The organism is Salisediminibacterium halotolerans (assembly GCF_003814815.1).
Taxonomy (GTDB): Bacteria; Bacillota; Bacilli; order Bacillales; family Salisediminibacteriaceae; genus Salisediminibacterium; species Salisediminibacterium halotolerans.
Map to the genome: position 1 here is coordinate 54,323 of NZ_RKQQ01000006.1, position 13,118 is coordinate 67,440.

Sequence of the window (13,118 nt, forward strand, 5' to 3'; positions counted from 1 at the left end):
GATTGTGGTGATGATGTTGAATAGGAAAAACTTCAATGTTGTTTGTGTATACATCGCTATGATTGGATTAATTCTTGTTTCGGATTTATTTCATCTTATTGAGATGGAAACATCGTTTTTCATAACATTAAGTGTGCCCGTGTTTTTATTATTTCTGCTCTATTTTCATTTTCTTTCTCCGGTTCGCTCAGGACTGATCGTCGGTCTGTCTGTTTTTGGCTTCCGGACGACTTTGTCAGTTATTGAGGAAGTGCCACTATCAGAAGCGTTATTACTCCATGCTCCTGTTGTGGTTTTTTTTGTGATCTACGGCATATTATTTTGGCTGTTTTATTTGCAAAGGTTTTATAGTAATCCCGGTTTTATCGGTGTATATGCAATTATTCTGGATACTGCATCAGCGTTTGCAGAATTGGCGATAAGAAATGAATTGGCTCTAACCGACCCCTCGCTTTCCCTTATGACAACGGTTATACTCTTGGCCGTATTGAGGAATTTTTTTGTTATGGGTTTTTTCATGCTGATACTCTACAACAAAGAGCAAACCAAATATGAAGAGCAAAAAAAACAAAGTGATCACATGTTTTTATTGATATCGGATTTATTCGCAGAAAGCGCACAATTGAGATATTCAATGGCCAGATCAGAAAAAATCACTTCGAACTTGTACTACTTGTCTAAAGAATTAAAGCAGGACGCCTCTCCGGTGTTAGCTAAAAAAAGTCTTGAAGCGGCGGGGGAGGTCCATGATTTAAAGAAAGAATATCAAAGAACTCACGCTGCCTTGTCACAAATTATTAAAGATCAAAAAAAGACGGAAAAATTAAATGTATGTCAATTATTGGAGATATTAATTAAATCGAACGAGTCGTATGCAGCTTATTTAGAAAAGAATATTGTCATCTCTGTGTCGATTCATAACAAAGAAGATGTTATTCATTCATTTTTAACAATATCTGTCCTGAATAACTTAATCAGCAACTCGATAGAAGCAATCGAACATGAAGGTCACATCAACATTAAGATCGACAATCCAGAAAACACAGATTTTATTAATATAAAAGTTACCGACAATGGACCAGGTGTTAAAGACAATAACAAGTCCTTAATTTTTTCAGCCGGTTTTACGACTAAATTTAATGATGAGGGCATTCCTTCCAACGGGATTGGTTTATCGTATATCAAGTATTCATTAGAGAAATTCAACGGGGGAATTTCACTTATAGAATCCACACCAAATATTCGCACCTGTTTTTCTGTCGAAATTCCAAGAGATATTCAGCTTAATTAGAAGGAGGTTTTTCTGTGAATTACTTCATTGTTGATGACGATTCGGCGGTCAGGGGAATACTGAAAAACTTGATTGAAAGTGACAATGACTGCGTTGTCGGGGAGGAGGCAGATGGAAGTCAAGTCTTTGTTGAAACCCTTCTGCAAACAGATACAGATATTGTGATTATTGATCTTTTGATGCCTGAAGAAGACGGAATTGATACGGTTAGAAGGATAAATCAAGGGTTTAATGGAAAGATAGTCATGATATCTCAAGTAGAGATGAAAGAAATGATTGCAGAAGCTTATCAAAATAATGTTGAAGCCTATATCACAAAACCGATAAACCGTTTAGAAGTGTTATCTGTACTGGAGAAAGTCTCGAAAAATCTAAGGCTTGAAAGGTCGATGGATCAAATTAAGCATTCCTTGCAATTAGCAGATGAAGTGGGCAAAGATGGTTCAAACGGCGAATCAGTTAAAGTAACAACTGCTGTTGAACGGGCCGAGAGTGTATTATCAGATTTAGGGATCCGGTATGAAAAAGGGGCAGAAGATCTCTTCGGCATTCTTCAAGCTTTTGAATCTGATCAATTGTCTCCCTATTGCTCTTTGAAAGACCTTTGGGAAGTTAGCCTTCAAGTTAATGATTATGAAATATCTCAAAAAAATATTAAAGCAACGGAACAGAGGGTGCGAAGAGCGGTTTTGCAAGCGTTTAACCACATTTCTTCTTTAGGTGCTATGGATATAACGCATCCGAAATTTGAGTACTATGCGATGCGTTTTTTTGAGATGGACGGGGTTCAACAAAGAATCCGCGAACTTGATGCCAACGAGGACCGCGAAGCAAAAACACATTCTCCTCGGTTAAACATTAAACGCTTTATTATGGCTTTCCATGACGAGTGCCAACAATAGATCGATATCGAAAAACGTCTATGAGCTTCCGACGATCATAATTAATCATCGGAAGCTTTTTTTCTATAAAAAACGTTTAGTCCTATGCTCGTCTCTTTTATCTGGATCGTCCGGCTTGAATTTTCGGCGTGGTCGTTAATCGGTTTTCAGTTTGATCTGCCGGAGCAAAAGCCAGATGACAAAACCGATGAGTCCCGTCAGAAACAGCTGAAGGATCACCACAGTCAGCGCAGAAGGCGAAAACTCCAATGCGGGAAACAGTGTGATATCAAACGTCGGCAAGAGAATGACAGCAGGTTCGATCGTTGCTTCTTGCCAGAGGCTGTCTGATATACTTAAGATAAGCAAACTGGCGACAATCGACGCGGCGCCGCCCCAGCCGCCTCCTTGGATAAAGCTGGTCTGAATCAGCCAGCCGATGAGATAAAATTGCAGAAACAGCACAACGGCAGCGCCAATTTGTAACGGGATCAGATCGGGAAGCGCAGCAAATGGCGCGGCACCGGCGGTAAATTCCGCGTCTGTCCAGCCAAATAAGAACTGGATCAGCCAAGTAAGCATAAACAGCGTGACTATTAAACCGGCGCTGACTAATAAAGCTGCCGTCAAGTTTGCTTGGTAAAAGATCCGCCTCGTCACCCCTTGGGCAATGAAAAAGCGAAAATACGCCAACGGAAAAATGATGCCGATAATCAGCATGTAAACTTTCCCGGGTTCGACAAGGAATGAACGAAAGGACATCTCGTCCGGTAAATCTGCCGGAAATAAGACTTCTGATGTTAACAACGCTATGATCGGAACAATGATTAAGACAAACCAAAAGGACCAGCGCAGTTGAATTCGCGTGGCGTCTTCGATCAGTAATCGGCGCCGCGAGACATTTTTACGCATTATCTTCACCTTCTTTCGATGTTAAGTGAATAAATAAGTCTTGCATCGTCACTGTTCCAATTTCTAGGCCGGATTTTTTAGCTGCCTCTTCGTCGCCATCCTTGAGCGGACCAGCGACTAAAGCTTGTTTCGTGTTGCCGAGTGTTTTGGTCTGCAGCACATCTCGCTCGGAAATAAAAGCATCGACTGTATCAGCATCTCCGGTTAACGTTACACCTTTACTGATGAACGTATCGGACGGATCATCAGCAAGCATCTGTCCTTTGTGAAGGACAAAGACATGGTCAAATAAATAGTCCATTTCTGAAACGAGGTGCGTTGAAAGAACAATGATGCGCGGATTGTCAGCTTGATCTTCAATCACCGCTTCGTAAAACTTCTTGCGGTTCGGCGCATCCATTCCGGTATAAATTTCGTCCAACAGTGTGACGGGTGCCTGAGCGGCCAGGCCGATGACCGCCTCCATCGCCGATTGCATCCCGCCGGACAGACGGTTAATCGGCACGTCCAAAGGCAGTTCGAATCGTTTGGCGAGTTCTTCGGCATACTCCCGGTCGAAATTTGGCCGATACCTGGCTGCCGCGTCAAAATAAACGGAAACCGGTTCGCTTTCTTCAGCATAATCACCGCCGTACATAAAGCAGACGTGCGGGAAAGTCCGCTCATTTTCAAACGGATCTTCGCCGTCTATGCGGACCTTACCTTGAGTTGGTTTCATATAGGAAGCAATCAGCGAGAGCAGTGTCGTTTTGCCTGCTCCATTTCTTCCGAGCAAGCCGTACGTTACGCCCGGCTTCAGCTCGAGCGAAATGTCTGCAAGAATATCTTTTTGTTTTATTTGATAAGAAACCTTTTGTAATTCGACGGACATTGTCATCATGTCTCGCCCCCTTCTTCGATCGTTTTGATGATATGTTTGACCTCCTGCTCTGACAATCCGATCTTTTTGGCTTCTTGCAGCATCGGACGCACATACGTATCGGCAAACGCTTCCTTTCGTTTCTGCCGTAATTTCTCACGCGCTCCTTCATTAACAAACATGCCGACCCCCCGTTTTTTATAGATAATCCCTTCATCAACGAGTTGATTCATCCCTTTGGCGATCGTTAAGTGATTGACTTCATAAAACTGAACCATTTTTGTAGTCGAAGGTATTTGTTCGTGTTCTTGAAGCTGACCATTGACAATTTGATCTTCGAGTTGTTCCTTAATTTGCAAAAATATCGGTCTGCGATCATCAAATGCAGGTTTCACTGCCCGGTCCACCTCCTATACTTATATACCTTTGTATATAAGTATATATCACAAGCGAATGTTTGTCCACGGTTTTTAAATGAGCATTTCGTTGTACAATACCTCGACAAAGGTTTAATATATTGAAAGCAGGGAATGAGCAAAAAGAACTAACAATGACCGATCGATTCGCGATTGAACCTAACCGGCAGGAGGCCAAAGTATGAGTTTATTTTCCTTTACACAAAAAAAGGCGCAACCCCGATTTGAATCAACGATGACGTATGCAAACGGAAGCAGCTATCACCTATCAGAGCGTGAATTAACCGAACGTCTCCGGTATATGAACGTGACAAGCGAGAAATTAAGCATTCTCCAAGATGTGAAGCCGAACATTCTCGAGATTAAAGATGAATTTTTAGATGCCGTGCTCGATCACGCCTATCAAGTTCCGGCAATTAAAGAGATTGCCGAAACGCATACGACACGAGTGAAACTGAAAGAAGTGTTTACGATGTATCTCGTTTCGCTTTTTGCAGGAGAGATTAACGATAAGCACGTGGAGATCCGCAAACGAATCGGTAAAACGCATAAAGGAGTCGAATTGCCGGTCGGCTGGTTTTTGGCTACATACCAAGCTTTTAACAGTTTGTTAATTCCGAAAATCGTTGAATGGTATGCTCACGACCCGGAGAAATTGTCCGATATACTTGTTTCTGTAAGCGATGTGATGAACTTCGATGCGCAGCTCGTCGTGGAAACGTATTTAGAGAGCAAGATGGAAGAGATAACATCGTTGTACGATGAACAGAAATATTTGCAGCAAGAACTGAGCGGACTGAGTCAAGAGCTGGCAGCGATGGTTGACGAAAATGAAGCTTCCCTGAAAGAGACGGCAGAGCGTGCGGAGAAAATCGGCAGCGATACGATGGAGACGATGAACCGAAACTACAGTGTGCTGGAACTGGCTGAAACGAGCGAGGCAAACATTGAAAAAATGACCGATTCATTCAGTGTGCTGCGCGATGAAATGACGACCGGCGCAAGCAAAATCGAGGAAATGCAGCGGATTTCTAAAAGCATCTCCGATATGACGAAGCAAATCGAAAATATTGCGGAGCAAACGAACTTATTAGCCTTAAATGCTTCGATTGAAGCCGCTAGGGCCGGAGAATCCGGGAAAGGATTTGCCGTCGTCGCTGATGAGGTCCGCAAGCTCGCCGAAAACTCGAAAAACATTACCGCTTCGATTATTTCTTTGGCTTCTGAAAGCAACGCCAATACCGATCAGCTCGTCACGTCACTGGAAATGATGAACAAAGCGACCGCAGCTTCAGATGAAAATATGGCCAATACGAAAGCCAGTTTCATCAGTGTTAAAGAAGAAATGGAAAACTACAGCAGCATGTTCGAGCAAAACAAAAATGAGGTCGATTTAATCGTCAACTCGGTCAAGGAGCTCGCTGATTCGACGACAAGTTTAGCGAACGTCTCCAATCAGCTGCTTGATGCGGGACAAAAGTTTGCAGACGAGTAAAAAGCACATTCACCGTAATAATTTCCAAATTTTTAAAAAGGGGTTTCGAATAGGATGAAAAAGGGATAAGGAAATAGTAATTCATCATCATTTTACTCAAAAGGAGAAATGAATATGGAATTCTTATCGATCCTCTTTCAGCTTATTATTGCCGTCTCGATCGTGATCGTCTGGGTGTTTCGATTTGATAACATCGTAAAAGAGTTTAAGCAGTACGGTTTATCGGACTTGACCCGCGATGCTGTCGGCGCGATCAAAATTGCTCTGTCAACACTGCTCGTCACTGCAATCTGGTATCCTGTTCCGGTTGTGATTCCTGCTCTTTTTATGGCGTTTTTAATGGGGTGTGCCCAGGCGGCGCACTTTAAAGTCAACAATCCTTGGATCAAAAAGATGCCGTCTCTCTTTTTATTAATTCTCTCGCTTTTTGTCGCTGCCTATCACAGCGGTATACTGGGATAAACGAAACGATCACAAATAGACAGCAGCGGCACCGGAGCTGCTGTTTTGTTATGCAATGATGGTTTCCAGCAATTGTCTTGCACGGACTTTTGATTCAATTTATGATAAGATGCAGTATATAAGAAGCGCAGAAGAAATACGGACAGCGAGAGGGAACATAAGGAGGACCTGATGTGCAAAACCATTTATTAGAAATCGATGCCTCGAATTTTACGGAGGACATAACACATATTACAGTGTACATCAGTAATGAGTTTGAAGTTGATGACGACGAGCTCAAAAAAGGTCGGCAAGATATTATCGAGACGTCGGATCATCGTTACATCAAAAAACCGAAACTGTACGACAGTTTTTTTCGTGTTTATCACTCCGATCCGGCCCGCACGCTTGAGAATTTAACGATTGATGTGAAGGTGTCAGAAGGGGCCCGTTCCTACTTTGAAGCGCGTGTTGAAGACAATGAATACGATTATGTTGATATTGCTTTAAGTGAAAAAGAAAAAGTGTTGTATTATTCTGCAACGATCATGTTTATTTTCGGGTTGTTTTTGATTTTGCTTTATTTCTATTGAACACCGTTTGTATATTTTTATGTAAAACAGGGGAGCCGCTGCGCGGCTTACGTCAAAATAATAGTTTTTCTAAACCCTGACAGCTGCGAATCCTCGCGGCTGTTTTTTTAGTTTGATTTTCCCATTTTTTCCTGTCGGCAGTATATAATAAAAGGTAGCAGAATCAATCATTAGAAAAGGAGGAAGCGCGATGATCACGGTGACCGATGTCAGTAAAGTGTATCAAAGCGGCGAGGTGGAAACACACGCGTTGAAAAAGATCAATGTCATGATTGAAAACGGGGAGTTTATTGTGATTCTTGGACCGAGCGGGAGCGGCAAGAGCACGCTGTTAAATGTGATCAGCGGGTTGGATACGGTGACAGAAGGAACGATTTTCTTTGCTGAAACAGAATTGACTGCGTTATCCGAACGGGAGATGACAAAGTTTCGCCGCGATCACTTAGGGTTCATTTTTCAGCAATACAATTTGCTGCAAAATTTAACCGCCTACGAGAATGTCCAAATCGGCGCGGATATCGGCCAAAATCCGTTTCCGATCGATGATTTGCTCGGAAAAGTCGGTTTGACAAAAGCTCGGGATAAATATCCGTATCAGCTGTCAGGCGGCGAACAGCTTCGTGTTTCTGTCGCCAGGAGCCTGGCGAAAAATCCCGATATTATTTTTTGTGATGAACCGACAGGCTCTCTTGACGAAATCAATTCGAAAAAAGTCCTCAAGCTTTTGCAGGAACTAAATACTGCTTATGAAAAAACGATTGTCGTCATCACACACAATGCCGGCATCGCAGAAATGGCGGATAAAGTCATCAAAATGAACTCTGGCGAAATCATCGAATTGATCTATCAGGATGTGAAAAAAGATGCCCAGGATATCAGCTGGGGCTAGGAGGCAACGGCATGCTTCTGAAAAATGTGCGGCGAACCCTTTCGAAAAAATGGATGCAGCTGTCAGCGATCAGCCTGATTATTTTTCTAAGTTCGTTTATTTACACAGCCCTATTTTATGGTATCAGCGGGATTGAAGAACCGACGGAGACGTACTTAGCTGATCACAATCAAGAAGATTTTGCGGTTGAAATGATGAACCGGCTGACGGAGCGGGAATGGCTTGAGTTTTCTGGCGAAGACCTTGAGGGAGTCGGTTTAGTAACGCTCGAAGACGTTAAAAAGGAAGATCCGGATTTATTCATGGAGATCATTCATGAGCGCAAAGAGGCGTTCAAAGAGGAAAACAGCGGTGTTGAACTTGAACTGCGCGAAATGAAGACGCTCTATTTTGACGCTTCCAATGGTGAACACGAAGCGCTGGCACTGAAAGACGCTGCGTCGATCAACCGTTCATTCATAGAAGACGGGCAAAAACCAGCAGCAGATGATGAGGTCGCTCTGACACAAATCTACGCAGAGAAAAACGGTTTGGCAATCGACGATGATGTTTTTCTGCACGGGGATCGCTATACGATTTCAGGCTTTGTCTTGTTTCCTGATTATACGCTGCCGATGTTTGATGAGAGTTTTGCGCTTGATGCCGGGAAGCAAACGCTATTTCTTTTCACCGATAACGCGTATGAGGATTTAAGTGAAAATGAATCATTCAGATTAGCCGGCACTTGGACCGATGAGGAAGGTGAGCTGACTGCGGAAGAAGAGGGAACAGCATTCGTGACCCACCTGATCGATACTAAATCGAATATGCGGAGCGGAGCCGTTTATGATGAATTGTCCGGAAGCAAGGCGGCGGGACTCGGATTAAGTTTGTTTATTTCATTGATCGCAGTGATCATCGTCGCGATGTTAATGCAAAACCTTCTGCAGGCTGAGCGCGGACAAATCGGAATTTTAAAAGCGCTCGGTTACAGAAGGGTAAATGTTGCACTGCCGTACTTGCTCGCTTTATTGCCCCTTGCGTTCGGGATGTTGGTGCTCGGTTATGCGGCCGGATACGCTGCAGCCGAGCCGATGAAAAATGTGTATTTGGATTTTTATCTGCTGCCGGAAACGCCGATCGGCCAGCGACTGGATGTATTTTTGCTCGCGATTTTCGCCCCGTTCGCAGTATTTACGTTCGTATCAGGCTGGATCATTTACCGTATCCTGGGTGAACGGCCGTTAGCTTTGTTAAATCCTAAGGAAACGGATTCGGTCAACGCGTTAACGCGCGTTGTGAGCAAATGCTTAACGCGCGCAAAAGGAGCGGTGAAGTTTAAATATTTGCACGCGGTAAGGAGTACAGGAAGCTTTGTAATCTTTTTTCTCGGCATCATGTTTGCGACGATCTTAATTTTATTCGCTTTTATGATGAACGGGATGATGGAACGGATGACAACCGAGTATTTAGAAAAAATGGCTTATGAGTACGAAGCGTACCCCGAGGAACCGCTGGAACTGGACGAATTGCCGCCGGAAACAGAGCCGTTTCTTGTTTATCCTTACGCGCAATATGAAGAAGAAACCGTCATATTGCAAGGGATTGAAGCAGACAACGACCTTCATCATCTGTATAACGAAAAGGATGAGAATATTACCCGGGAAATAAATGACGGAGCAGTGATGAGCGAAACGATGCGGATGAAATTTGACATTGAGATCGGTGATACCGTTGTCCTCAAGGTTAATCAGCAGAAAACAGAGGCGGAAGTCCGCGGTTTTACCGCAGAATATTTGACTGACAAAGTCTATTTTGATCTGGAAGAACTCAGTCTTATCGTATCTGACGGCGAATCAACCGAGCTTTACAGCGGAGTGTATTCGCTCTCAGCTCCGCCGGAAGATGATTTTGCCACGGTGATCAGCAAGCAAGGAATGATCGATCAAAACGAGTCGCTCGAAGGATATTTAGACGTCATGACAACGATATTAATTGCCGGGTCGAGTATCATTGCCGCAAGTATCATGTTTATTTTAACTTCGTTTACGGTGGAGAAAAATTTCTATGCGATTTCGCTCTTAAAAGTGCTTGGCTACAGCCGCCGGGAAGTGAACGGCATGATATTAAACAGTTATTTTGTCTATATGCTCCTCTCGTATGTGCTGAGCATCCCAATTGCCCTCGCTGCCCTGCATTTTCTCGTCGTATTTATGGCTGGTTACGGTGTCGTATTGCCGCTAGAATTAGAACCGGTCTCGCTCATTTTCACGTTAATGATTTTGATTGTAATCTTTTTTATCAGCACCGAGATAAGCCGGCGGAAAATTCAGCGGATTCCGCTTCAAGAAGTGCTGAAACGCTATTACGAATAATGTCAGAGCGGCGCTGTCATGTTACACTTTAGAGGTATTAGGTGCAAAGATCTCTGCATTGGACGGATTTGCGAATTTTATCTCGTTCAGGCAGAAGAAGAACGGTTCTCATGCGATGAAGTTTTATAATTTAACTAACGATATGGGCGAACGGGCAGTCATTCAAAGCATGCCGGAGCCCGAGAAGGTGAGACTATGTTGAAAATTTTTATCCAATTCGCCGCCGTAACAGCTGCGGCAGCAGCTGCCGTTGTCAATCTTCATCCCGGTTTCGGAAAATCTCCGGGGAAGATGGAACAGCGGCGATTTGATTCGCTGCCGAACCGTCAAAACGGTCAATTTGTCAATGATACACCCCTTCATCGGAAGTTAAACCCTTGCGATGCTTCGTCTTTAATCAAGGATTCTTTAAAGAGGAAAGAACACCGCGGTCCAAGTCATCTCATTCCCGTGGCTGCGAGCGAGTGGGAACAGGAGGACAGCATCACTTGGCTCGGTCATTCCGCGTTTTACTTGAACATCGCGGGCGTGAAGATGCTGCTTGATCCGATGTTCGGTCCTGCTCCGGCCCCGATGCCGTTTTTGGCGGGGAAACGTTATACCGGCAGTTTGCTCGGCAAAATCACTGAGCTTCCGGAAATTGACATCGTTCTTTTGACACACGATCATTATGATCACCTGGATTATCGGTCAATCAGGCGGTTAAAAGAAAAAGTCCGCCGTTTTGTTGTGCCGCTCGGTGTCGGAGCCCATTTAAGATATTGGGGTGTAAACGCTGAACGAATCAGCGAATTAAACTGGCATGAAAGCGCAAGCGAACAAGATGTCACGTTGACACTGACGCCCTCGCGCCACTTCTCCGGCCGCGGGGTGAGAAACCGCAATCAGACGCTTTGGGGCGGTTGGGTGATCGCTTCTGACAATGCGAAGGTTTACGCCAGCGGTGACGGCGGATACGGTGAACATTTTCAAACGCTAGGCAAACAGTACGGTCCGTTTGACCTGACGCTGATGGAAGGCGGACAGTACGATGACCGTTGGAAGTCGGTGCATATGAGACCGGAAGAAGCCGTGCAGGCTCATAAAGATGTCTGCGGCAATAAACTGCTGCTCGCTCACTGGGCGGGGTTCACGCTTGCTTTTCATAGCTGGGAAGAGCCGATTGAGCGGGCGCTTCACGCAGCGGAACAAGAAAATGTCACGCTTTTAACTCCGGAGATCGGCCGTACTGTCCCGATCCACGGCGCTGTTTCGCAGCAGCTTAGATGGTGGCAGAAGAGGAACTGTGAGAATAAAAAACAAATGAGATGATTCAATAGCAAAGAAGGTGACGGCAATGAGCGAAGATAAAGAAATATATGATAAATTAGTGCGCGATAAAATCCCCGAAATGATTAATAAAACCGATAAGTACGCACTTACGCACGTGGCTGATGACGAAGAGATGAAAGAAAAGTTAGCTGCAAAGTTGCTTGAAGAGTTCAAAGAGTTCAAAGAAAACCCGACAGCGGATGAATTAGCCGACATTTTAGAAGTGATTGATGGATTGGCAGCAGTCTATCAGTTAGATACGGCTGATGTTCAAAAGGCGAAAGCGGCTAAATATGCGGAGCGCGGCGGTTTTACAAATCGAATCATTTTAGACATGGTAATCGATTCCACCTACGAATAAATCCTTTTGCTGAAGTTTAGCACGGTTGTTAAAGATCTTAGTCTTATAAGCATAAACAGCGGCGGCAGTTGAAATTTTTAACTGCCGCCGTTGTTTGTTCTATATGATAAACGATTATCGTTGTTAACGCTTTACCAGTTTTGAAATTTCCAAAATGGGTATCCAACTATTATAATAAAGTTTAACAAATAATTAACAAAGGGGACCGGCAAAATGTGGTATGAACCGATTTTAGAAAAGAATCTTGTACCTGATACGACGTTGCGATTTGCGGTTCGCCGTTTACTCAAGACCCGCTTGCAAAAACAATCCTTTTCGACCGTTGAAGAGGAACAAGCGTATATTGACTCATTTATTAAAGATTTAAAAGAAAAGCCGATTGCTGTACATACTGAGGACGCTAATGAGCAGCATTACGAAGTCCCCGCTCATTTTTTTGAAAAAGTCCTTGGTACTCATTTGAAGTACAGCTGCAGTTATTGGCACGACGATATAACATCTTTAAGTTACAGTGAGGGGCTTAATAAAGCTGAAGAGGATATGCTTGCACTCACTTGTGAGCGGGCCGATTTGCAGAATGGACAATCTATTTTGGAATTGGGCTGCGGCTGGGGATCGCTGTCCTTGTATATGGCTCGTCAGTTCCCAGACAGTAAGATTACCGTGTTATCGAATTCATCCTCGCAAAAAACTTACATCGATCAACAGGCGGCTGAACAACAATTGACTAACCTCACCGTTGTCACTGCTGATATAAATGATTACACGACGACTGACCGTTTTGACCGGGTTGTTTCGGTTGAAATGTTTGAACATATGCAAAACTATCAGCTTCTTATGCAGAAGGTCGCCAGTTTCCTCAACCCAGACGGAAAGCTGTTTATTCATATTTTCTGCCACAAACGAACGCCTTACTTGTTTGAAGTTAAAAGCAGCGGCGATTGGATGGCAAAGTATTTCTTTACCGGCGGGATGATGCCGAGTGCCCATTTGCCGCTTTATTTTGCAGACGATCTAGCGATTGAGAAGCATTGGGCTGTAAGCGGTCTTCATTACCATAAAACGTGCGAAGCTTGGCTGCAAAAAATGGATCAGCAAAAAGATACAATTCTTCCGATTTTCCGCGAGGTCTACGGTGAAGAAGAAGGAGAACGTTGGTGGGTGTTTTGGCGAATATTTTTCATCGCTTGTTCAGAGCTGTTTGCCACGAATAACGGAAATGAGTGGTACGTCGGACACTATCGGTTTTCGAAAAGACAACTGGAACGTTAAAAGACTTGCCGAATCGTTTCGGTGTTAACAGTTTGACAGAATA

Annotated in this window: 13 protein-coding genes; 10 read left to right on the plus strand and 3 right to left on the minus strand. The window is 43.9% G+C overall.

Translation table 11 applies throughout. From position 1 onward, the window contains the following. The first annotated feature begins 58 nt into the window (after positions 1-58). Both EDD67_RS11210 and EDD67_RS11215 read left to right on the plus strand, forming a co-directional pair. The gene (locus EDD67_RS11210) at positions 59-1,291 is read left to right on the plus strand and encodes an ATP-binding protein (RefSeq protein ID WP_158638223.1); all 1,233 of its coding nucleotides are present in this window, start codon (positions 59-61) and stop codon (positions 1,289-1,291) included. Positions 1,292-1,305: 14 nt separating this feature from the next. Continuing rightward, positions 1,306-2,193 carry a DNA-binding domain-containing protein gene (locus EDD67_RS11215; RefSeq protein ID WP_121440096.1) on the plus strand — a complete coding sequence of 296 codons (888 nt, stop codon included), beginning with the start codon at positions 1,306-1,308 and terminating at the stop codon, positions 2,191-2,193. 135 nt (positions 2,194-2,328) lie between these two features. Here the strand turns inward: EDD67_RS11215 and EDD67_RS11220 are convergent, their stop codons facing one another. The 3 genes from EDD67_RS11220 to EDD67_RS11230 are packed head-to-tail and all read right to left on the minus strand — an operon-like array spanning position 2,329 to position 4,338. Then, positions 2,329-3,084, minus strand: a complete 756-nt coding sequence (locus tag EDD67_RS11220; protein WP_121440097.1) for a hypothetical protein — start codon at positions 3,082-3,084, stop codon at positions 2,329-2,331. Next, on the minus strand, positions 3,077-3,964 hold the full coding sequence (locus EDD67_RS11225; protein ID WP_307723709.1) for an ATP-binding cassette domain-containing protein: 888 nt from the start codon (positions 3,962-3,964) through the stop codon (positions 3,077-3,079). The genes EDD67_RS11220 and EDD67_RS11225 overlap by 8 nt, the downstream gene beginning before the upstream one ends. Beyond that, positions 3,961-4,338: a GntR family transcriptional regulator gene (locus EDD67_RS11230; RefSeq protein ID WP_121440098.1), complete on the minus strand. Its 378-nt coding sequence runs from the start codon at positions 4,336-4,338 to the stop codon at positions 3,961-3,963. The genes EDD67_RS11225 and EDD67_RS11230 overlap by 4 nt, the downstream gene beginning before the upstream one ends. 202 nt (positions 4,339-4,540) lie before the next feature. On the opposite strand from EDD67_RS11230, the gene EDD67_RS11235 reads away from it, so the two are divergent. From EDD67_RS11235 to EDD67_RS11270, 8 genes are all read left to right on the plus strand, one after another. Continuing rightward, positions 4,541-5,854 (plus strand): globin-coupled sensor protein, encoded by a 1,314-nt coding sequence (locus EDD67_RS11235; protein ID WP_121440099.1) that lies wholly within the window; start codon positions 4,541-4,543, stop codon positions 5,852-5,854. A 114-nt stretch (positions 5,855-5,968) separates the two neighbouring features. After that, complete coding sequence (locus tag EDD67_RS11240; protein WP_093072557.1) at positions 5,969-6,316, plus strand: DoxX family protein; 348 nt, start codon at positions 5,969-5,971, stop codon at positions 6,314-6,316. Between the two features lie 173 nt (positions 6,317-6,489). Continuing rightward, on the plus strand, positions 6,490-6,888 hold the full coding sequence (locus tag EDD67_RS11245; RefSeq protein ID WP_121440100.1) for a hypothetical protein: 399 nt from the start codon (positions 6,490-6,492) through the stop codon (positions 6,886-6,888). A gap of 190 nt (positions 6,889-7,078) precedes the next feature. Further along, complete coding sequence (locus EDD67_RS11250; protein ID WP_121440101.1) at positions 7,079-7,777, plus strand: ABC transporter ATP-binding protein; 699 nt, start codon at positions 7,079-7,081, stop codon at positions 7,775-7,777. Between the two features lie 11 nt (positions 7,778-7,788). Beyond that, positions 7,789-10,131 carry an ABC transporter permease gene (locus EDD67_RS11255; protein WP_121440102.1) on the plus strand — a complete coding sequence of 781 codons (2,343 nt, stop codon included), beginning with the start codon at positions 7,789-7,791 and terminating at the stop codon, positions 10,129-10,131. 195 nt (positions 10,132-10,326) lie between these two features. Then, positions 10,327-11,442, plus strand: coding sequence for an MBL fold metallo-hydrolase (locus tag EDD67_RS11260; protein WP_121440103.1), 1,116 nt, complete (start codon positions 10,327-10,329; stop codon positions 11,440-11,442). 25 nt (positions 11,443-11,467) lie between these two features. Beyond that, complete coding sequence (locus EDD67_RS11265) at positions 11,468-11,803, plus strand: nucleoside triphosphate pyrophosphohydrolase (protein ID WP_121440104.1); 336 nt, start codon at positions 11,468-11,470, stop codon at positions 11,801-11,803. A gap of 213 nt (positions 11,804-12,016) precedes the next feature. Then, the gene (locus tag EDD67_RS11270) at positions 12,017-13,075 is read left to right on the plus strand and encodes an SAM-dependent methyltransferase (RefSeq protein WP_121440105.1); all 1,059 of its coding nucleotides are present in this window, start codon (positions 12,017-12,019) and stop codon (positions 13,073-13,075) included. Positions 13,076-13,118 lie beyond the last annotated feature (43 nt).

Bases quoted from the DNA above. Each gene is read 5' to 3' on its own strand.
- EDD67_RS11210 (WP_158638223.1), top strand. From the start codon at position 59: ATGATTGGATTAATTCTTGTTTCGGATTTATTTCATCTTATTGAGATG.
- EDD67_RS11220 (WP_121440097.1), bottom strand. From the start codon at position 3,084: ATGCGTAAAAATGTCTCGCGGCGCCGATTACTGATCGAAGACGCCACG.
- EDD67_RS11225 (WP_307723709.1), bottom strand. From the start codon at position 3,964: ATGATGACAATGTCCGTCGAATTACAAAAGGTTTCTTATCAAATAAAA.
- EDD67_RS11235 (WP_121440099.1), top strand. From the start codon at position 4,541: ATGAGTTTATTTTCCTTTACACAAAAAAAGGCGCAACCCCGATTTGAA.
- EDD67_RS11240 (WP_093072557.1), top strand. From the start codon at position 5,969: ATGGAATTCTTATCGATCCTCTTTCAGCTTATTATTGCCGTCTCGATC.
- EDD67_RS11250 (WP_121440101.1), top strand. From the start codon at position 7,079: ATGATCACGGTGACCGATGTCAGTAAAGTGTATCAAAGCGGCGAGGTG.
- EDD67_RS11255 (WP_121440102.1), top strand. From the start codon at position 7,789: ATGCTTCTGAAAAATGTGCGGCGAACCCTTTCGAAAAAATGGATGCAG.
- EDD67_RS11260 (WP_121440103.1), top strand. From the start codon at position 10,327: ATGTTGAAAATTTTTATCCAATTCGCCGCCGTAACAGCTGCGGCAGCA.
- EDD67_RS11265 (WP_121440104.1), top strand. From the start codon at position 11,468: ATGAGCGAAGATAAAGAAATATATGATAAATTAGTGCGCGATAAAATC.
- EDD67_RS11270 (WP_121440105.1), top strand. From the start codon at position 12,017: ATGTGGTATGAACCGATTTTAGAAAAGAATCTTGTACCTGATACGACG.